Source organism: Stenotrophomonas sp. YJH_SMC_119, from assembly GCF_059368315.1.
Map to the genome: position 1 here is coordinate 1 of NZ_JCAFRP010000024.1, position 19,244 is coordinate 19,244.

At 66.6% G+C, this 19,244-nt stretch carries 22 protein-coding genes; 4 read left to right on the plus strand and 18 right to left on the minus strand.

The genetic code is table 11. The features are described from left to right. Window positions 1–590 precede the first annotated feature (590 nt). From AC5P6S_RS20605 to rlmE, 3 genes are all read right to left on the minus strand, one after another. Window positions 591–776 carry a hypothetical protein gene (locus AC5P6S_RS20605; RefSeq protein WP_005409016.1) on the minus strand — a complete coding sequence of 62 codons (186 nt, stop codon included), beginning with the start codon at window positions 774–776 and terminating at the stop codon, window positions 591–593. Between the two features lie 102 nt (window positions 777–878). Next, window positions 879–2,813: an ATP-dependent zinc metalloprotease FtsH gene (ftsH, locus tag AC5P6S_RS20610; RefSeq protein ID WP_005409015.1), complete on the minus strand. Its 1,935-nt coding sequence runs from the start codon at window positions 2,811–2,813 to the stop codon at window positions 879–881. Window positions 2,814–2,882: 69 nt separating this feature from the next. Continuing rightward, on the minus strand, window positions 2,883–3,515 hold the full coding sequence (rlmE, locus tag AC5P6S_RS20615) for a 23S rRNA (uridine(2552)-2'-O)-methyltransferase RlmE (protein WP_005409014.1): 633 nt from the start codon (window positions 3,513–3,515) through the stop codon (window positions 2,883–2,885). Between the two features lie 65 nt (window positions 3,516–3,580). On the opposite strand from rlmE, the gene yhbY reads away from it, so the two are divergent. Then, the gene (gene yhbY, locus AC5P6S_RS20620; protein WP_004152868.1) at window positions 3,581–3,886 is read left to right on the plus strand and encodes a ribosome assembly RNA-binding protein YhbY; all 306 of its coding nucleotides are present in this window, start codon (window positions 3,581–3,583) and stop codon (window positions 3,884–3,886) included. A gap of 13 nt (window positions 3,887–3,899) precedes the next feature. Beyond that, window positions 3,900–4,274 carry an Mth938-like domain-containing protein gene (locus AC5P6S_RS20625; protein WP_024956345.1) on the plus strand — a complete coding sequence of 125 codons (375 nt, stop codon included), beginning with the start codon at window positions 3,900–3,902 and terminating at the stop codon, window positions 4,272–4,274. A 25-nt stretch (window positions 4,275–4,299) separates the two neighbouring features. On the opposite strand, the gene AC5P6S_RS20630 is transcribed toward AC5P6S_RS20625, so the two are convergent. The 5 genes from AC5P6S_RS20630 to surE form a co-directional block, all read right to left on the minus strand. Then, window positions 4,300–4,788 (minus strand): YqhG/Tai3 family protein, encoded by a 489-nt coding sequence (locus AC5P6S_RS20630; protein WP_043034329.1) that lies wholly within the window; start codon window positions 4,786–4,788, stop codon window positions 4,300–4,302. 489 nt (window positions 4,789–5,277) lie between these two features. Continuing rightward, window positions 5,278–6,069: a peptidoglycan DD-metalloendopeptidase family protein gene (locus AC5P6S_RS20635; RefSeq protein ID WP_005409011.1), complete on the minus strand. Its 792-nt coding sequence runs from the start codon at window positions 6,067–6,069 to the stop codon at window positions 5,278–5,280. After that, window positions 6,066–6,680 carry a YqaA family protein gene (locus tag AC5P6S_RS20640; RefSeq protein WP_005409010.1) on the minus strand — a complete coding sequence of 205 codons (615 nt, stop codon included), beginning with the start codon at window positions 6,678–6,680 and terminating at the stop codon, window positions 6,066–6,068. The genes AC5P6S_RS20635 and AC5P6S_RS20640 overlap by 4 nt, the downstream gene beginning before the upstream one ends. A gap of 18 nt (window positions 6,681–6,698) precedes the next feature. Continuing rightward, window positions 6,699–7,376, minus strand: a complete 678-nt coding sequence (locus AC5P6S_RS20645) for a protein-L-isoaspartate(D-aspartate) O-methyltransferase (protein WP_005409009.1) — start codon at window positions 7,374–7,376, stop codon at window positions 6,699–6,701. After that, window positions 7,373–8,152, minus strand: a complete 780-nt coding sequence (gene surE / locus AC5P6S_RS20650) for a 5'/3'-nucleotidase SurE (protein ID WP_005409008.1) — start codon at window positions 8,150–8,152, stop codon at window positions 7,373–7,375. Before surE ends, AC5P6S_RS20645 begins: the two co-directional genes overlap by 4 nt. A gap of 209 nt (window positions 8,153–8,361) precedes the next feature. Between surE and AC5P6S_RS20655 the strand changes: the two genes are divergently transcribed. Then, on the plus strand, window positions 8,362–8,901 hold the full coding sequence (locus AC5P6S_RS20655) for a Smr/MutS family protein (protein WP_005409007.1): 540 nt from the start codon (window positions 8,362–8,364) through the stop codon (window positions 8,899–8,901). 123 nt (window positions 8,902–9,024) lie between these two features. On the opposite strand, the gene truD is transcribed toward AC5P6S_RS20655, so the two are convergent. The 10 genes from truD to AC5P6S_RS20705 form a co-directional block, all read right to left on the minus strand. Beyond that, window positions 9,025–10,056, minus strand: a complete 1,032-nt coding sequence (gene truD, locus AC5P6S_RS20660) for a tRNA pseudouridine(13) synthase TruD (protein ID WP_005409006.1) — start codon at window positions 10,054–10,056, stop codon at window positions 9,025–9,027. Further along, complete coding sequence (ispF, locus tag AC5P6S_RS20665) at window positions 10,053–10,550, minus strand: 2-C-methyl-D-erythritol 2,4-cyclodiphosphate synthase (RefSeq protein ID WP_005409005.1); 498 nt, start codon at window positions 10,548–10,550, stop codon at window positions 10,053–10,055. Before ispF ends, truD begins: the two co-directional genes overlap by 4 nt. A gap of 34 nt (window positions 10,551–10,584) precedes the next feature. Then, complete coding sequence (gene ispD, locus AC5P6S_RS20670) at window positions 10,585–11,283, minus strand: 2-C-methyl-D-erythritol 4-phosphate cytidylyltransferase (RefSeq protein ID WP_005409004.1); 699 nt, start codon at window positions 11,281–11,283, stop codon at window positions 10,585–10,587. Further along, the gene (ftsB, locus tag AC5P6S_RS20675; RefSeq protein ID WP_005412924.1) at window positions 11,280–11,633 is read right to left on the minus strand and encodes a cell division protein FtsB; all 354 of its coding nucleotides are present in this window, start codon (window positions 11,631–11,633) and stop codon (window positions 11,280–11,282) included. Before ftsB ends, ispD begins: the two co-directional genes overlap by 4 nt. Window positions 11,634–11,637: 4 nt before the next feature. Then, window positions 11,638–12,930 (minus strand): phosphopyruvate hydratase, encoded by a 1,293-nt coding sequence (gene eno, locus AC5P6S_RS20680; RefSeq protein WP_005409002.1) that lies wholly within the window; start codon window positions 12,928–12,930, stop codon window positions 11,638–11,640. Between the two features lie 96 nt (window positions 12,931–13,026). Continuing rightward, window positions 13,027–13,356, minus strand: a complete 330-nt coding sequence (locus tag AC5P6S_RS20685) for a hypothetical protein (protein WP_005409001.1) — start codon at window positions 13,354–13,356, stop codon at window positions 13,027–13,029. Beyond that, the gene (locus AC5P6S_RS20690; protein ID WP_099498097.1) at window positions 13,356–13,703 is read right to left on the minus strand and encodes a hypothetical protein; all 348 of its coding nucleotides are present in this window, start codon (window positions 13,701–13,703) and stop codon (window positions 13,356–13,358) included. Before AC5P6S_RS20690 ends, AC5P6S_RS20685 begins: the two co-directional genes overlap by 1 nt. Then, window positions 13,700–14,530, minus strand: coding sequence for a 3-deoxy-8-phosphooctulonate synthase (gene kdsA / locus AC5P6S_RS20695; RefSeq protein WP_005408999.1), 831 nt, complete (start codon window positions 14,528–14,530; stop codon window positions 13,700–13,702). Before kdsA ends, AC5P6S_RS20690 begins: the two co-directional genes overlap by 4 nt. A gap of 89 nt (window positions 14,531–14,619) precedes the next feature. Continuing rightward, on the minus strand, window positions 14,620–16,284 hold the full coding sequence (gene pyrG, locus AC5P6S_RS20700; protein WP_005408998.1) for a CTP synthase: 1,665 nt from the start codon (window positions 16,282–16,284) through the stop codon (window positions 14,620–14,622). A 400-nt stretch (window positions 16,285–16,684) separates the two neighbouring features. Further along, window positions 16,685–16,918 (minus strand): hypothetical protein, encoded by a 234-nt coding sequence (locus AC5P6S_RS20705; protein WP_005408997.1) that lies wholly within the window; start codon window positions 16,916–16,918, stop codon window positions 16,685–16,687. A 172-nt stretch (window positions 16,919–17,090) separates the two neighbouring features. Here AC5P6S_RS20705 and parE point away from each other — a divergent pair, with 172 nt between their 5' ends. Continuing rightward, window positions 17,091–18,980, plus strand: a complete 1,890-nt coding sequence (gene parE, locus AC5P6S_RS20710; RefSeq protein WP_005408996.1) for a DNA topoisomerase IV subunit B — start codon at window positions 17,091–17,093, stop codon at window positions 18,978–18,980. Window positions 18,981–19,244 lie beyond the last annotated feature (264 nt).

A 19,244-nucleotide genomic window follows, 5' to 3' on the forward strand; every position in this document is an offset into this window, starting at 1 on the left:
AGATTCCGGCGTGGGCGCCAAGCTACATGGCGATCGTCGAGATCCAGGCTCGTACGGCGGCCCACGCCGGCTCTCGACACCTACGCTGACAGATTTTCATCAGATAAGGCTCGGTCGCCGCATCCATGCGGCTCACGCCCCCGCAACCGGACCCACCCCGCCTTCGACAGATCTCCGCGATCTGCAGTAGATCCACGCCATGCGTGGATGAATCTCCATCGGAATCGAATATTTCGAGTTGGAATCGAAATGCATCCACGCATGGCGTGGATCTACCGTGTCGACCAAGGTCGACACCTACCAACAGCCGCAGGAATCTGTCAGAGGTGGGGCGGTGTGGGTTGGCAGGACCGTTGGCGCCATGGATGGCGCCATCGAGCCCCCAGGGACGGGTTTACGGCGTGTCCTGCCAACCCACACCGCCCCGCCAAACCACGGAATGCCGCTGTCGCTGTTGCTGTTGCTGTCGCTGTTGCTGTTGCTGTCGCTGTTGCTGTCGCTGTTGCTGTTGCTGTTGCTGTTGCTGTTGAGGTTGCCGGCCAGCGGCCGGCACTACCGCGGGTGCAGGGCGAAGCCCTGCCGACACCCCCTCAACGGCGGCGGCGCTTGCGGTCCACGTACAGGGTCTTGGCGATGCTCAGCACGATGCCGACCCCGATACCCACCACGCAGCCCAGCAGCAGGTTGTCGGCCCCCAGGCCCACACCCACGCCGACCACGGTGGCGATCACCATTTCGGCAGTGTGGGAAATCGGTTCGGGCTTCGGGGCGGACATGCGGGCTCCAGCGTCAGATCGGTTCTTCGGGATGGGCCAGTGGCCCGGAAACGACGAAGCCGGGTTGCCCCGGCCTCGTCTGGTGTCACCTGCAGCGGGCCGTCAGTGCGATTCGGCCGGGCCTGCGATCGGCGGCAGCGGACGGGCGTCGCCGCCCTTGTCGTTGCCGCCATCCTTGTTCGACTTGCTCCAGCCCGCCGGCGGCGGCGGATCGCGGCCTTCCATGATCGCGTCGATCTGCGGCGCGTCGATGGTCTCGTACTGCAGCAGCAGCTGCGACATCGCGTGCAGCTTGTCGATGTTCTCGGTCAGCAGCTGGGTCGTGCGGGCGTAGGCCTTGTCGAGGATGTTGCGCACTTCCTCGTCGATCCGGCGCGCCGTGTCGTTGGACACGCTCTTGTGCTGGGTGACCGAACGGCCCAGGAACACCTCGTCGTCCTCTTCGCCATAGGCGATCGGGCCGAGCTGCTCGGACAGGCCCCACTTGGTGACCATGTTGCGGGCCATCTTGGTGGCACGCTCGATGTCGTTGGAGGCGCCGGTGGTGACCTTGTCCTCGCCGAAGATCAGCTCTTCAGCGACGCGGCCGCCGTACAGCGAGCACAGCTGCGACTGGATCGCCACGCGGTTCATCGAGTACTTGTCGCCTTCCGGCAGGTACATGGTCACACCCAGCGCGCGGCCGCGCGGAATGATGGTGACCTTGTAGACCGGGTCGTGCTCGGGCACCAGGCGGCCGACGATGGCGTGGCCGGCCTCGTGGTACGCGGTCAGGGTCTTCTCGTCCTCGCTCATGGCCATCGAGCGGCGCTCGGCACCCATCAGGATCTTGTCGCGTGCACGGTCGAAGTGGTCCATGCGGACTTCCTTCTCGTTGCCGCGCGCGGCGAACAGGGCCGCCTCGTTGCAGAGGTTGGCCAGGTCCGCACCGGAGAAGCCCGGGGTACCACGCGCGATCACCATCGGCTCGACGTCGTCAGCCAGCGGCAGCTTGCGCATGTGGACCTTGAGGATGTGCTCGCGGCCCTTCACGTCCGGCAGGCCGACCACGACCTGGCGGTCGAAACGGCCCGGGCGCAGCAGCGCCGGGTCCAGCACGTCCGGACGGTTGGTCGCGGCGATCACGATCACGCCTTCGCCACCCTCGAAACCGTCCATCTCGACCAGCAGCTGGTTCAGGGTCTGCTCGCGCTCGTCGTGACCGCCGCCCAGGCCGGCGCCACGGTGGCGGCCGACGGCGTCGATTTCGTCGATGAAGATGATGCACGGCGCGTGCTTCTTGGCCTGCTCGAACATGTCACGCACGCGGCTGGCGCCGACGCCGACGAACATTTCCACGAAGTCCGAACCGGAGATCGAGAAGAACGGCACCTTGGCTTCGCCGGCGATGGCCTTGGCCAGAAGCGTCTTGCCGGTACCCGGCGGGCCCACCATCAGCACGCCGCGCGGAATCTTGCCGCCCAGCTTGGTGAACTTGGACGGGTCGCGCAGGAAGTCGACCAGTTCGCCCACTTCTTCCTTGGCCTCGTCGCAGCCGGCGACGTCGGCGAAGGTGACCTTGATCTGGTCTTCGCCCTGCAGCTTGGCGCGCGACTTGCCGAAGGACATCGCGCCCTTGGCACCGCCGCCACCGCCCTGCATCTGGCGCATGATGAACAACCAGAAGCCGATGATCAGGATGACCGGCAGGAAATTCATCAGGATCGCGCCGAGGGAAATGCCGCTGGACGGCTCCTCCTGCACGATCTCCACGTTCTTGGTACGCAGCACGTTGATCAGGTCACGATCGAACGGCGCGGTGATGGTGGACGACTGCCCACCGCGGGTGGTGTAGGTCAGCTGGCTGGTGCCGCCACGCATGTCGCCGCCAAAGGCGACCTTCTGCACGTTGCCGCTGTCCACCTGGTCCAGGAACTGCGAGTAGGACGCGCCCTGCGCGCCGGCCCCGGAGGACTTCGGCGAGAAGCTCTGGAAGACCACCATCAGCACGACGGCGACGACCACCCATAGCAGGAGGTTCTTGGTCAAGTCGTTCATCCTCATTGGCTCCGGTGTTCCTCTCAGTGCTGGCGTTGCGTTGGGGTCGAACTTGCGTACGTTGCGAGCTTACTTCATGTGGGCGCGTTTTCCCTGACCCAAGGCATACACCTCGGGAGAGCGCTTGCGCGACGCTTCCGGCTTGCGGATGGAGACCTTGTCGTACCGGCGGCGCATGTCGCGCACGTAGTCGTCAAAGCCCTCACCCTGGAACAGCTTGATCAGGAACGCCCCACCGGTCTTCAGGTGGTTGTCGGCAAAATCCAGGGCCAGCTCCGCCAGGTGCATCATCCGCGGCTGGTCGACCGCGCCTACACCACTCTTATTGGGGGCCATGTCCGACAGCACAAGGTCTACCGGCTGATCCCCGAGCATGGCTTCAAACTGCGATAGGACGGCTTCTTCCCTGAAGTCACCATGAAGGAACTCCACGCCGGCCAGCGGCGGCATGTCCAGGATGTCCAGCGCCAGCACGCGACCGGTGTCGCCGATCTGTCTCCGCACCTGCTGAGACCAGCCGCCCGGGGCGGCACCGAGGTCGACGACCACCATGTGCGGCTTCAGCAACCGGTCACGTTCCAGCAGCTCTTCGAGCTTGTAGGCGGCGCGCGAGCGCATGCCTTCGGCCTGGGCCTTCTTCACGAAGGGGTCGGAGAAGTGTTCCTTGAGCCAGCGCTGGCTGCTTTTGCTGCGGGTAGCCATTGAAAATAGGGGCTGATGGGGTCCTCATGATACCCTGATCGCCCCATTCAACCGTGTTTTCCTGCATGTCCATCGCCCTGACCGCCTCCCAGACCCGTTTCCTGCGCGGCCAAGCCCACGACCTGAAGGCCCTGCTGCAGACCGGCGGCAAGGGTGTGACCCCGGCCTTCATCGCTGAGCTGAACGAAGTGCTGGAGCGCCACGAGCTGGTCAAGGTGAAGGTCGCTGCTGAAGACCGCGACGCCCGTGACGTGATGATCGGCGAGATCGTCGAAGCCACCGAAAGCGCGCTGGTGCAGCGCATCGGCCACGTCGCCGTGCTGTACCGCCCGAGCAAGGAACAGCGCCAGATCGTGCTGCCGCGCGGCTGATCGCCCTACTGCCATGCAGCTGAACCACGAACCGCCGGATTACGCCTATAGCCTCCGTGCCGCCGATGGCCGCTCGGCCAAGGTGAATGACCAGGCGCTGGGCAGCAGTTTCTTCCTGACCCCGGACCAGCTGGTCACGCAATGGCCGGTGGTGAGCGCCACTGCGCTGCATGTGGCTGACCTGGAGCCGATCCTGGCGCTGAATCCGGCGCTGATCGTGCTCGGCACGGGTGACCGTCAGGTGTTCCCGCCGGCGGTGGTGATGGCCGCCTGTCTGTCACGCGGCATCGGCCTGGAAGTGATGAACAATCCAGCCGCCGCGCGCACCTTCAACATCCTGGCCGGCGAAGGCCGCAAGGTCGCCGCCGCCTTCATTCTGGAAGGCTGAGGTCGAGTCGCCGGGTGGCTCCCGGCTAGCTGCCCGAAGGTGTGCAGCGGAATGCCGAGAACGCCTTGAGCCGGCCAATCAGGTTGCCGCCCTGCCCCCAGCGGATATCCATGACCTTCCAGTCCCGGTCCTGCCGCTGCAGCAGGACCCGGTCGGTCCAGCGGTAGTCGCCCACGGCCATGTCGACATGGATCCAGGTGGCGTCACCGCTCGATCCGGGCATTCCCACGGATATCGTTTCCGGTCGATCCGGCGCCAGCAGATACGGGCTCTGGTCCAGCATGTGCGGCTTTTCATCGGGCGCCGCCAGTGCGGTGCAGGCCTGTTCATATGCACGCTGCGCAGCGATGGCTGAGCGGAGGGCCTCACCCAGCAGCGGGGAAATGGCCGTTTCGTTCGACGTCGGCGCCTGGATGACGTCGTAGAGGCGGGTGACCACGTCACGTGGATCGCTGCTGGCGGCGGCCGCCAATGGCGCGATGAGCAGCACGAAAAGGGCTGTTGGGCGAGACATGCGGCACCGGATTGGGGGGGGCGGGTTCCGTTGAAGCATGCCGCTTCCCTGGCTTGCCGGGAAGCTTGAGATGCGCCACTCATGGTCGCAAATGGCCACCCACGGCAGCCAGCGTACAGCGAGTCGAGCATGGCTCGACGCTACAGGTCGGGAACGCTGAGCATTGCCCGGCGCCACCCGACCCCACGGACTCAACGCGCCGGCAGGTACTGCTGCGGGTCCACCGGCTTGCCGTTACAGCGGGTGAGCCGAGGGCGTTTGCGGCCCATGGGCCGCACCGTCGGCGAACGCCCGGCGCGCTGCGCCGGGCCGGGGATCCGCCCAGATGGCGAATCGACGATCAGCGTGCCGGCAGGTACTGCTGCGGGTCCACCGGCTTGCCGTTGTAGCGGGTGAGCCGGCGGTGTTTGCGGCCCATGGGCCGCACCGTCGGCGAACGCCCGGCGCGCTGCGCCGGGCCGGGGATCCGCCCAGATGGCGAATCAACGATCAGCGTGCCGGCAGGTATTGCTGCGGGTCCACCGGCTTGCCGTTGTAGCGGATCTCGAAGTGGACCATGTCGCGGTTCGCACCGGTGCGGCCCATCTCGGCGATCTGCTCACCGGCCTTCACGCTCTGCCCTTCATTCACCAGGCGCTTGCGGTTGTGGCCATAGGCCGACAGCCACTGGTCGCTGTGCTTGATGATGATCAGCTCGCCGTAGCCAACCAGGCCGGCGCCGGAGTACACCACCACACCGTTGGCGGTGGCCTTGACCGGCTGGCCGCTGGTTCCGGCGATGTCCACGCCCTGCTTGGTCGCGTCACCGGCCACGTAGCGGCCGACGATCGCGCCATCGGCCGGCCAGCGCCAGGCGATGTTGCTCTTCACCGGACCCACCGGCGCCGGGGCCGGGGCCGATGTGGTGCTGCCGCCGCTGCTGCCACCCGAGCGCGGCGGGGTGACCACCGTGGTCGGCGCGCGGCCGCCGCTGGCACCGGCCGGATACAGTCGGATCACCTGCCCGGGATGGATGGTCGAGGGGTTGTCCAGGCTGTTCCAGGCAATCAGGTCGGCCGGGGTGATGTCATGGATGCGGGCCAGCGCATAGATGGTATCGCCCTTGCGCACCACCACGGTCTGCCCGGGCTTGGGCACCGAGGTCTTCGGCGTGGTCACACCGCCACCGGTGCTGCCACCACCAGGACGAACCACGGTTGCGGTGCCGCAGGCGGCCAGGGTGGAAACCAGCAACGCCAGCGCGCCGATGCGCACTCCCTTGCTCAGACGATCAGGATTCATGCGAACTTCGACCTCCATACAAGCCAGGCGATCAGCACCACCACCAACGCGGTGGCGATCCAGCCCAGCGGTTCAATCCAGCGACGCAGTGCCGCTTCAGCACGCGCACCACCGATACGGATGACCGCAGCCAGCACGAACACGCGCTTGCCGCGACCGATCAGCATGCTCAACAGGTACTGCGGCATCGGCACGCCGACGATACCCGATGCCCACGTGAAGACCTTCATCGGGATGGGCATGAAGCCGCCCAGCACCAGGAAGGTGAACACCGCCCACGGCGACTCGGCCATCTTGGCCTGCACGGTGGTGATGCCCTGCTCGATGGCCGGCAGCATGCCCAGTGCTTCGAACAACGGCTTGATCGCTTCGAAGGCGTAATGACCCAATGCATAGCCAATCAGCGCGCCGACCATCGAGCCGGCCAGGCTGAGGGTGGCGAACCACCAGCCGCGTTTCGGCTGGGCCACGCACATCGGCGCCAGCATCACTTCCGGCATCACCGGAAAGATGATCGCCTCGAAGAAGCTCAACACCGTCAGGTAGGTCGGCGCGCGTTCGTGCGCCGCCCACTTCATCGCCCGCTCGTACAGCGGCCCGAAAATCTTCATGCAACCCTGCTCCGTGGATTAGTCGAGCATGCCGGACAGCAGCGGCACGAAGGTGACCGGCGCAAGCACGCGTTGTTCGATGCTGCCGTCAGCCCTGCGGTCCAGCTGCACCAGCGACTGCCCACCCGGCCCGCCGACCGGCGCCACCAGGCGGCCGCCCTCGGCCAGCTGCCCGACCAGTTCATCGACCAGTGCAGGCGCCGCGGCGGTGACGACGATGGCATCGAACGGGCCGTGCTCGGCCCAGCCCGCGCGGCCATCATCATGCTTGGTGCGGATATTCATGCCCAGCGCACGGAAGCGCTTGCGCGCCTGTCGCAGCAGGTCGCCGATGCGTTCGACGGTGTAGATCTCCAGGCCCAGCGCGCCGAGCACGGCGGCCTGGTAGCCGGAGCCGGTACCGACTTCCAGCACTTTCTTCGGCGAGACCTGCAGCACGGCTTCGGTCATGCGCGCCACCACCCAGGGCTGCGAGATGGTCTGGCCGTGGCCGATCGGCAGGGCGGTGTCTTCGTAGGCGCGTGACGCAAGCGCTTCGTCGATGAACAGATGACGTGGCACCACCCGGATCGCATTCAAGGTCGACTCGTCGACGATGCCAGCCTCGCGCAGGCGATCGACCAGGCGGTCGCGCACACGCTGCGAGGTCATGCCGATGCCGACGGCTTCCGGTTGCAGGCGCAGGCGTGGACTCATGCCGGCTGGTCCAGCGCGGCGCTGAGGCCGCCGACCCAGCTGGCCACTTTCTCCAGTGCCTGGTAGCGGGTCAGGTCGACCTGGATCGGGGTGATCGAGATATGCCCGGTGCGCACCGCGTGGAAGTCGGTGCCGGGGCCGGAGTCCTGCTCACGACCGGCCGGGCCGATCCAGTACACCTCGTTGCCGCGTGGGTCCTTCTGCGCGATGCAGCCTTCTGCACGATGGCGGTTGCCCAGGCGGGTGACCTCGAAGCCCTTGACCTCGTTCCACGGCAGGTCCGGCACGTTGACGTTGAGGATGGTGTCAGCCGGCAACGGATCGGCCTTGAGCCGGGCGACGATCTCCACCGCAGCGCGCGCGGCGGTCTCGAAGTGTTTCGGATCGTGGTTGCGGGTAACCAGCGAGACCGCCACCGCCGGCAGGCCGAGGAAGCGACCTTCCATCGCCGCCGAGACGGTGCCGGAATAGATCACGTCATCGCCGAGATTGGCGGCGTTGTTGATGCCGGACACGACAATGTCGGGTTCGAACTCGAGCAGCCCGGTCAGCGCCAGGTGCACGCAGTCGGTCGGGGTACCGGCCACCGAGACGGTGTAATGGTCGATGCGCTTGAGGCGGATCGGCAGGTCCAGGGTCAGCGAATTGCTGGCGCCGGAGCGATCGCGGTCGGGCGCGACCACCGTGACTTCGTGACCGGCCTCACGCAGCACCGAAGCAAGCATCCGGATGCCTGCGGCGTCGACGCCATCGTCGTTACTGACCAGGATTCGCATCTTCGATTTAACCGCTTGATTTTCCAAGAATTCGATTCCATCACCGTGCAGTGTGGGCGGGACCGTCGTACTCCCCTGCGGAAGCCGTCGACCCTGCAAGGGCATCGTCTATTGTGCCGCATGCGAGCCGCCGGTCCTACCCTGCCGGCGGTCACGGCCGACATCGAACCGTCATAGGCAGACCTGCGCCAGCGGTTTACCCTGTGCGCATGTCGCACCCTGAAGACGAAGATCCGGCCGCGTTGTTCCGCGCGGCCATCGGCGAAGTGACGCCGCTGCGCAAGGATGCCGAGCCGGCACCGGCTGCGCCCCGGCCGAAGCCGCGCGCGCGCATGGCCGAACGTGACGAGGCCGAAGCCGCCGGCGAGTTCGCCCGGCTGCTGCGCGACAGCACGCCACTGGAAGCCGGCGACGTGGCCAGCTATCGCCGCGACAACCTGCCACCTCGCCTGTTCCAGCGCCTCAAGCGTGGCCAGTATTCGGTGCAGGACGAACTGGACCTGCATGGCGCCACCGCCGCGCAGGCGGAGACGCTGCTGCGCCAGTTCCTGCTGGAAGCGCATGCACACGAGTATGGCTGCGTGCGCATCATCCACGGCAAGGGATTGCAGTCCGACGGCGGTGCACCGGTACTGAAGAACCTGGTCGACCGCCTGCTGCGGCTGCGCAACGACGTACTGGCATTCCATTCGGCGCCGACCGGGCAAGGCGGCACCGGCGCGGTGCTGGTGCTGCTGGCGCGGCGCTGAAAAAAGGGGACGCCATGAGTCCAGGTAGAGTCGACTGTCAGTCGACTGCTCTTCCAGCGGCAAGCGAATACCCCGCGCTGCGCGCGCAAGTCGACTGACAGTCGACTCTACCGCGCGCCCTGCTCAGGCCTGCGAGGCGTCTTCGACCGGGCCGAGCTCGTGCAGCACGGCGGTGGCGTAGCAGCCCGGCGGCAGCGCGAACGATAGCTCCAGCACGTCATCGCCCAGCCACTGGTGCTGCAACAACGCGGGGCGCAGGCGCAGCGCGCGGCGCTCCTGCTTCAGGCGCGCGTCTTCCAGGCCGGCCCGCAGTGCCTTCGATTCCTCGTCGTCGAGCGCGGCCAGCTCCAGCTCGCGTGCCGCTTCGGTGCTGCGCAGCTCGCCTTCGCCCCACAGCGGTGCGCTGGGATGGATGTCGAACCGCGCGAGGCGCTCGGCCAGCACGTCGGTGTACGGCTCCGGGCCGAACACGCTGCGGCTGCCGTCCAGCATCCACACCTCGCCGTCCAGTGGCTGATCCCAGTTGCCCTGCTCCACGCGCGCAGCCAGCACGCGGTTGAACAGCGCCGATCGGGCGGCAGACAGCAGCAGTGAACGCTGGTCCTTGCGCATGCGGCGGCCACCGAACATCGCCAGTGCCGCCGGCACGTTGCCGCCGTCGCGGCCAAAGCGCTGCTCGCCAAACCAGTTCGGCAGGCCGCGCCCGGCAATCTGCTGCAGGCGTTCGCTGATCGCTGCGGCATCGCCCTGCACCTCGCGCAGGACCAGCTTGAAGCGGTTGCCGGCCAGTGCGCCACGCTGCAGCTTGCGGTTGTGCCAGGTCGCTTCGAGCACTTCGATCTCGTCACTGGCCAGCTCGGCCAAGTCCGGCGCAATGCGCTTGGGCAGGTGCACGCTGAAACGCTGGGTGGTGACCGCGTGGCGGTCTTTCATGCCGGCGTAACTCACCGCCATTTCCGGCAGGCCCGCCCACTTGGCCAGCACCTTGGCCACATGCACGGTGTTGGCACCGCGCTTTCGGATGTGCAGCAACAGGTGCTCGCCTTCGCCGGTGGCCTCGAAGGCCGGCAGCTCGTCAACCTGGAAATCGTCTGGCGTGGTGCGGATGCGCGCCGTCAACAACGGCGCACCAAATGCCAACGGCAGCGGAATCATGCCGCCACCAGCAACACGACCGCCTGTGCGGCAATGCCTTCACCACGGCCGGTGAAGCCCAGCTTTTCCGAGGTGGTGGCCTTGACGCTGACCGCATCCAGCGGCAACTGCAGCAGGCCGCCGATGCGCTCACGCATCGCCAGCGCATGCGGGCCAACCTTCGGCCGCTCGCAGATCACGGTGATGTCGGTGTTGCCGACGCGCCAGCCGCGCTCGCGCAGCAGGCTGTCGCAATGACGCACGAAGTCGCTGCTGTCGGCGCCCTTCCAGCGGTCGTCACTGGGTGGGAAATGCTGGCCGATGTCGCCCAGCGCAAGCGCACCGAGCATCGCATCGCACAAGGCGTGCAGGATCACGTCGCCATCGCTGTGCGCAAGCACGCCACAGCTGTGTGGAACGTTCACGCCGCCAAGCATGATGTGATCGCCTTCGCCGAAGGCATGGACGTCGTAGCCCTGGCCGATGCGGACGGGCGGGAACGGTGCGGTGCTCATGGATGCAACCCTTGCAGCAGGGCCACGCGGGCGGTCAGCCGGCGCGGCGGGAAAGTACGAATTCGAACCGGTCCAGATCGGCCGGGGTGGTGACCTTGAAGTTGTCCTCGCTGCCTTCCACCAGCAGCGGGCGCTGGCCCTGGCGCTCCATGGCCATCGCCTCGTCGGTGACTTCAACACCGGCGGCAGCGGCGTCGGACAGCGCGCGGCTGAGCTGATGGCGGCGGAACAGCTGCGGGGTCAGTGCACGCCAGAGGCGCTCACGCGGCTCGGTGCCATCGATGCCACCGTCGTCGCCTGCACGCTTGAGCGTGTCACGTACCGGTGCGGCCAGGATCGCCCCCACCGGGTCGGTACGACCGACTTCAAGCAGGCGGCCGAGATCGGCCGGCGACAGGTTCGGCCGCGCGGCATCGTGGACCAGTACGAACTCATCAGCGCGCACCGTCTCCGGCAGCGCCTGCAGGCCAGCCAGCACCGAAGCGGCACGGGTCGCGCCACCGATGCAGGTCAGCACCGGCTTGCCCGCCCACTCGTTCCAGCCGGGCCAGTCGGCGTCGTCCTGGCCGATCACCACCATCGCCCCGGCCACGGCCGGGTGCGCCAGCAGGGCGTCCAGGGTATGGGCAAGCAGGATCTGTCCCCCTGCCTGCAGGTATTGCTTGGGCAACGGCGCGCCGAAGCGGGTGCCACGGCCCGCAGCCGGAACCACGACCCAGATGGCCGCACTCATGGCACGTCCGCCGGGTGGTCGCCAACCTGCGCACTGACACCTGCCGCAGGCTGCGCCGGGTGGACCGGCGCATCCTCGACCACACGATAGAACTTCTCGCCGGGCTTGATCATGCCCAGCTCGCTGCGTGCGCGCTCCTCGATGGCGGACTGGCCTTCCTTGAGGTCCTTCACTTCGGCAGCGAGCGCGTCGTTGCGCTGCTGCAGACCCTCATTGTCCCGCTCCTGGTTGGCGACCTGGGCTTCGAGCATCATCACTTCGCCCGAATTGCCCGGACCGAACCAGAAGCGGTACTGCAGCCAGCCCAGCAGCAGGGCCAGCACCAGCAGCATCCAGCGCCAGTCGCGCATCGGCTCAGCGCTTCAGCGAAACGAACGCGTCACGACCGGCGTAACGCGCGCCGGCGCCGAGGGCTTCCTCGATGCGCAGCAGCTGGTTGTACTTGGCCACGCGATCGCTGCGGCACAGCGAACCGGTCTTGATCTGGGTGGCGGTGGTAGCCACTGCGATGTCGGCGATGGTGGTGTCTTCGGTTTCGCCCGAACGGTGCGAGACCACCGCGGCATAACCGGCGCGGTCGGCCATGGCGATCGCTTCCAGGGTTTCGCTCAGGGTGCCGATCTGGTTGACCTTGATCAGGATCGCGTTGGCGGTGCCCGAGTCGATGCCTTCCTGGAAGATCTTCGGGTTGGTCACGAACAGGTCGTCACCGACCAGCTGCACCTTCTTGCCGATGCGATCGGTCAGCAGCTTCCAGCCAGCCCAGTCGTTCTCGGCCAGGCCGTCTTCGATCGTGATGATCGGGTACTGCGCGGCCCAGTCGGCGAGGAAGTCGACGAACTGCTCGGAGGTCAGGCGCTTGTTCTCGCCGACCAGGTTGTACTTGCCGTTCTCGAAGAATTCGCTGGAGGCGACGTCCAGGCCCAGCAGCACGTCTTCACCGGCGGTGTAGCCGGCCTTGCCGATCGCTTCAAGGATGGTGTCCAGCGCTTCGACGTTGCTGCGGAAGTCCGGAGCAAAGCCGCCTTCGTCGCCGACCGCCGTGCTCAGGCCGTGGCCCTTCAGCACCGACTTCAGCGAATGGAAGATTTCGGTACCGGCACGCAGCGCTTCGGAGAACGAGGTGAAGCCGACCGGCAACACCATGAATTCCTGGAAGTCGACGTTGTTGTCGGCGTGCGCGCCGCCGTTGATGATGTTCATCATCGGCACCGGCAGCGACGGGGTCACGCCGGTCCTGGCGGCCAGGTACTGCCACAGCGCCTGCTTGTTCGATGCGGCGGCGGCGTGCGCAGCGGCCATCGAAACACCCAGCAGTGCGTTGGCGCCCAGGCGGCCCTTGTTCTCGGTGCCGTCGAGATCGATCAGGCGACGGTCGAGGCCGGCCTGGTCGGTGGCCTCAAAGCCCTTCAGCGCGGCGGCAATCGTGGTGTTGACGTTGTCGACGGCCTTGCGCACGCCCTTGCCCAGGTAACGGGTCTTGTCGCCGTCACGCAGCTCGACCGCTTCCTTGGTGCCGGTCGAGGCGCCGGAGGGAACCGCGGCACGACCGAACGAACCGTCCTCCAGGATGACTTCGGCTTCCAGCGTGGGGTTGCCACGACTGTCGAGGATTTCACGGGCGTGGATGCTGCGGATCGTGCTCATGGTCGGACCGGTTACCTGTCTGGAGAGGGGGCGACAAAACGAATGCCGCGTGATTATCCCCGGCTGCCCGCCACTTGCCAAATTGCGTGGGCGGCTTCAGCCCCAGCTGGACCCGATCACGATCAGGACCATCGACACCAGCATCACCAGCAATGCACCAGCAAGCGCCGCCAGGATGGGGCCACGCCGCCGTCGCCAGGCCAGCACCATCGCCACCGGGCTGCCCAGGAAGGACAGCACCATCGTGACCAGTGCGCCCAGCAACCACCACTGCGTGGCCTGCACGCCGTTGTTCCCGTCCCCCGGCGGCCGGAAACCGGCGGTGAAGGCCAGTACGCCCACCACCAGGGCGATCCAGGTCAACACGGACAGCCCCAGGGCGATCAGGCCCCAGGGCCAGCCTCGCGCCGATGTGGTCGCATTCATCAAAGCACTCCGTAGAACAGGGCGCCGAGCCAGAGCGAGAGCAGGATGATCGCCAGGCCGGCGGCCACCTTGCCGCGATTCAGCCTCCAGGCCTGCGCAGCAGCAGCGACGCATCCCACTGCACCGAGCAGCTCTGCCACCAGCAGCGCAATGAAGTACGCGCGCAGATCGAGTGCGCTGCTGCCATCACCCGGCGGCCGCACGGACGCGGCACCGATCAGCACCAGCCCGAACATGCCCACGGTGAACAGCACGGCCAGGCCCAGTGCGATCAGGCCCCACGGCCACTGTTCCCAGTGCCGGCGGCGGCGCTGGGTTTCCAGCGCCAGCCACGGGTCACGACTCACGCGAAGCGCGAGAAGCCGTGCTTCTTGGTCACTGCGTCGAGTTCCATCAAGGTCTCAAGCAGTGCTTCCATCTGGTCCAGCGGCCACGCATTGGGGCCATCGGACAGCGCCTTGGACGGATCCGGATGGGTCTCGGCGAACAGGCCGGAGATGCCCACCGCCACGGCGGCACGGGCCAGCACCGGCACGTGCTCGCGCTGGCCACCGGAACTGGTGCCCTGCCCGCCCGGCAGCTGCACCGAATGGGTGGCGTCGAACACCACCGGGCAACCGGTGTCGCGCATCACCGCCAGCGAACGCATGTCGCTGACCAGGTTGTTGTAGCCGAAGCTGGCACCACGTTCGCAGACCATGATCTGCTCGTTGCCGGTGGCCTTGGCCTTCTCCACGACCGGCTTCATGTCCCACGGCGCCAGGAACTGGCCCTTCTTGATGTTGACCGGCTTGCCGGCCGAGCACACCTTGCGGATGAAGTCGGTCTGGCGGACCAGGAACGCCGGGGTCTGCAGCACGTCCACCACCGAGGCCACTTCGTCCATCGGGGTGTATTCGTGGACGTCGGTCAGCACCGGCACGCCGATCTGCTTCCTGACCTCGGCCAGGACCTTCAGGCCCTCTTCCATGCCCGGGCCACGGAACGCGGTGCCCGAAGTACGGTTGGCCTTGTCGAAGCTGGACTTGAAGATGAAGTTGACGCCGAGCTTGTCGGTGACTTCCTTCAACTTGCCGGCGGTATCGAGCTGCAGCTGCATCGACTCGATCACGCAGGGGCCGGCGATCAGGAACAGGGGCTGGTCCAGCCCGACCTCGAATCCACACAGTTTCATGGCGTTTCCTTGTTGTCCGCAGCACCGGCCGGGCCGGTGCGCTGGGGGTTGAAGCATGCAGGATGGGGGCCGAAGCCCCCATTCACAAGTCAGGCGCGCGCTTCGGAAAGCAGCTTGCCGCCGGCCTTGCGCTCGCGTGCGGCGCGGATGAAACCGATGAACAGCGGATGGCCGTCACGCGGCGTGGACAGGAATTCCGGGTGCGCCTGGCAGGCCAGGAACCACGGGTGCGCGTCGCGCGGCAGTTCGACCACTTCCACCAGGGTGTCGTCCATCGACTTGCCGGCGATCACCAGGCCGGCATCTTCCAGCTGGGTGCGGTAACGGTTGTTGAACTCGTAACGGTGGCGGTGACGCTCGGCGACGACGTCCTTGCCATACAGCTCGCGGGCCAGCGTGCCCGGCTTCAGGCGCTGTTCCTGCAGACCCAGGCGCATGGTGCCGCCGAGGTCGCTCTTGTCGTCGCGCTTTTCCACGTCACCGGTCGCGGTGCGCCATTCGGTGATCAGGCCGATCACCGGGTTCGGCGACTGGCGGTCGTTCTCGGTGCTGTTGGCACCTTCCAGGCCGACCACGTTGCGCGCGTAGTCGACCACGGCCGCCTGCATGCCGTAGCAGATGCCGAAGTACGGCACCTGCTGCTCGCGGGCGAACTTCGAGGTCAGCACCTTGCCTTCGAAACCACGGTCACCGAAACCACCCGGCACCAGGATGCCGTCGACATCGGCCAGTGCGGCCATGTCGGTGCCTTCCAGGTCCTGTGCTTCCAGCCACTTCAGGTTGACCTTGGTGCGCTGGCGCAGGCCACCGTGCTTGAGGGCTTCGCCGACCGACTTGTAGGCATCCTGGTGATCGACGTACTTGCCAACCACGGCGATGGTCACTTCGTCCAGCGGATGCAGGGTCGCGTCGACCGCGTCTTCCCACATCGACAGGTCGACCGGGCCGGCCTTATCGGCCAGCTTCAGCTGGTTGACCACGATCTCGTCCAGGCCCTGCGCGTGCAGGCCCGACGGAATGCGGTACAGCACGTCCACGTCCGGCACGCTGATCACCGCGCGCTCGGAGACGTTGGTGAACTGGGCGATCTTGCGGCGCTCCGAATCCGGCACCGCCTGCTCGGAGCGGCACAGCAGCACGTCCGGCTGGATGCCGATCGAGCGCAGCTCCTTCACCGAATGCTGGGTCGGCTTGGTCTTCAGCTCGCCGGCGGCGCCGATGTACGGCACCAGGGTAAGGTGCATGAACAGCGCCTTCTCCGGGCCACGCTCGGTGCGCACCTGGCGGATCGCTTCCAGGAACGGCAGCGACTCGATGTCGCCGACAGTACCGCCGATCTCGACCAGCGCCACGTCGTAACCTTCGGTGGCTTCATCGATGCAGCGGCGGATCTCGTCGGTGATGTGCGGGATGACCTGCACGGTCGCGCCCAGATAGTCGCCACGGCGCTCCTTGCGGATCACGTTCTCGTAGATGCGGCCGGTGGTGACCGAGTTCTTGCGGCTCAGGCGGGTGCGCACGAAGCGCTCGTAGTGGCCCAGGTCGAGGTCGGTCTCGGCGCCGTCGTCGGTGACGTAGACCTCACCGTGCTGGAACGGGCTCATGGTGCCCGGGTCGACGTTGATGTACGGGTCGAGCTTCATCATCGTGACCTTCAGGCCACGGGCTTCGAGAATGGCGGCCAGTGACGCAGCGGCAATGCCTTTGCCGAGCGAGGACACCACGCCGCCGGTTACGAAAATCAAGGGAGTCATGGCTGCAAGCATCCTGTCTGGAAATGGAAAACGGCAGCACCACGCGCACCCGGAGGGCGGGCATGGAGCTTGAAGGGGGTTTTCCGGTTCGCTGGGGCAGCGAGGGAGGTGCTGGGCCGTGCGGCGGCAGGCGCCGGACGGGGACCACCCTGCGAGGTCGGGGCGGCCGTGCCGGTCAAATCGACCGTCACCTGCGACCCGCATTGCTGGCGACCACGCATGGCCGTGCCAGCCCATTCGCAAAGGGTGGACACGCACTTACTCCCGGAAAGCCATAGTTTACAGATTGATGGCCGCCAACCCAAGGGGCAGTTGCGGCCGTCACCCAAAAGAAACGCCCCGCTGGGCGGGGCGTCGGGGGGCGAATCCCTTGCGGCAAGGGCTTCGGAGGGCGGAAGAATTACTTCTTCTTCCGCGCCTCTTCTTCCTCTTCCTGCTGCGGGGCCGGCTGGCCCTGCGCCTTCATTTCGGCATTGGCCTGGGCGCGGCGCTTGGCCTTGGCATCGGCTTCGGCCTGCGCCTTGTCGGCCTGGCCACCCTGTTGCGGGGCCGGCTGGCCGGCGTTCTGCGCCACCACCAGCGGCACTGCAACGGCGGCAGCGGCCAGGATCGCAATGGTCAGCAACTTCTTCATGAGGTCCTCCTCGCGGTATGGCTTGGATGTTTCGACCCAACGGGGGTCGCCGGCATTCAGATTCCAGCGGCTGCCATTTTACCCCCTCTGCGTCGCCGAGACTGAACCGCAGGCGTGCAAAATCCCGTGCCAGACCCCACACTTGCCCGTCGCTCCAAGCTTTCGAAGACAGATGAACGCCCGCTATAACGCCGCCGATATTGAAGTCCTGTCCGGCCTTGACCCGGTCAAGCGCCGTCCCGGCATGTATACCGACACCGCGCGCCCGAACCACCTGGCGCAGGAAGTGATCGACAACTCGGTGGACGAGGCCCTCGCCGGCCACGCCCGCTCGATCGAGATCACCCTGTACAAGGATGGCAGCGTGGAGGTCAGCGATGACGGCCGCGGCATGCCGGTGGACATCCACCCGGAAGAGAAGATCCCGGGTGTCGAGCTGATCCTCACCCGCCTGCATGCGGGCGGCAAGTTCAGCAACAACAATTACACCTTCTCCGGCGGTCTGCACGGCGTCGGCGTCAGCGTGGTCAATGCGCTGTCGACCCTGGTGGAAGTGCACATCAAGCGCGAAGGTGCCGAGCACCGCATCACCTTCCGCAACGGCGACCGCGCCACGCCGCTGGAAGTGGTCGGCAGCGTCGGCAAGAAGAACACCGGCACCCGCGTGCGCTTCTGGCCTGACCCGAAATACTTCGACACGCCCAAGTTCGCGGTGCGCGCGCTGAAGCACCTGCTGCGCGCCAAGGCCGTGCTGTGCCCGGGCCTGACGGTCAAGCTGACCGATGAGGCCACCGGTGAAGTCGACACCTGGTACTACGAGGACGGCCTGCGCGATTACCTGAAGCTGGAACTGGGCGAACGCGAATCGCTGCCGGCCGACCTGTTCGTCGGCAACCTGAAGAAGGACACCGAGGTGGTGGACTGGGCCGTGGCCTGGCTGCCGGAAGGCGAGCTGGTGCAGGAAAGCTACGTCAACCTGATTCCCACCGCCCAGCACGGCACCCACGTCAACGGCCTGCGTACCGGCCTGACCGAGGCGCTGCGCGAGTTCTGCGACTTCCGCAACCTGCTGCCGCGCGGCGTCAAGCTGGCCCCGGAAGACGTGTGGGACCGCGTGTCGTTCGTGCTCTCGCTGAAGATGACCGACCCGCAGTTCAGTGGCCAGACCAAGGAACGCCTGTCCTCGCGCCAGGCGGCCGGTTTCGTTGAAGGCGCGGCCCACGATGCCTTCAGCCTGCTGTTGAACCAGAACGTGGAGCTGGGCGAAAAGATCGCGCAGATCGCCATCGAGCGCGCCAGCGCACGCCTGAAGACCGAGAAGCTGGTCGTCCGCAAGAAGGTCACCCAGGGCCCGGCCCTGCCCGGCAAGCTGGCCGACTGCATCAGCCAGGACCTGTCGCGTACCGAGCTGTTCCTGGTGGAAGGCGACTCGGCAGGGGGCAGCGCCAAGCAGGCCCGCGACAAGGACTTCCAGGCCATCATGCCGTTGCGCGGCAAGATCCTGAACACCTGGGAAGTCTCATCCAACAGCGTGCTGGCCTCGGAGGAAGTACACAACCTGGCCATCGCCATCGGCTGCGACCCCGGCAAGGACGACATCAGCGGCCTGCGTTACGGCAAGGTCATCATCCTGGCCGACGCGGACTCCGACGGCCTGCACATCGCAACGCTGCTGACCGCACTGTTCCTGAAGCACTTCCCGGCGCTGGTCGATGCCGGCCACGTGTTCGTGGCGATGCCGCCGCTGTTCCGCATCGACGTGGGCAAGCAGGTGTTCTACGCCCTGGACGAGGAAGAAAAGCGCTCGATGCTGGACAAGATCGAACGCGAGAAGATCAAGGGCGCCATCAACGTCACCCGCTTCAAGGGCCTGGGCGAGATGAATCCGCCGCAGCTGCGCGAATCGACCATCCACCCGGATACGCGCCGCCTGGTGCAGCTGACCGTGGACGATCGCGAGCAGACAAGCTCGCTGATGGACATGCTGCTGGCCAAGAAGCGCGCCTCCGACCGCAAGGGCTGGCTGGAGAGCAAGGGCGATCTGGCCTCGCTGGAGGTCTGATCCCGGCACGGGGTCGGATCCCTTTGCCTGGCAAAGGGCTCTGACCCGGTTGCCCGGTAGTGCCGGGCGCTGGCCGGCAACCTCGACTGCCGGCCAGCCGCCCGCATTACCGGCTCATGCCCCCCTGGCCTCCCCGGAGGTCTGCCCCCGCCACGGGGTCGGTCCCCTGTGCCTGGAAAAGCGCCCCGACCCGGTTGCCCGGTAGTGCCGGGCGGTGGCCGGCACCCTCGACTGCCGGCCAGCGTCCGCCATTACCGGCTCATG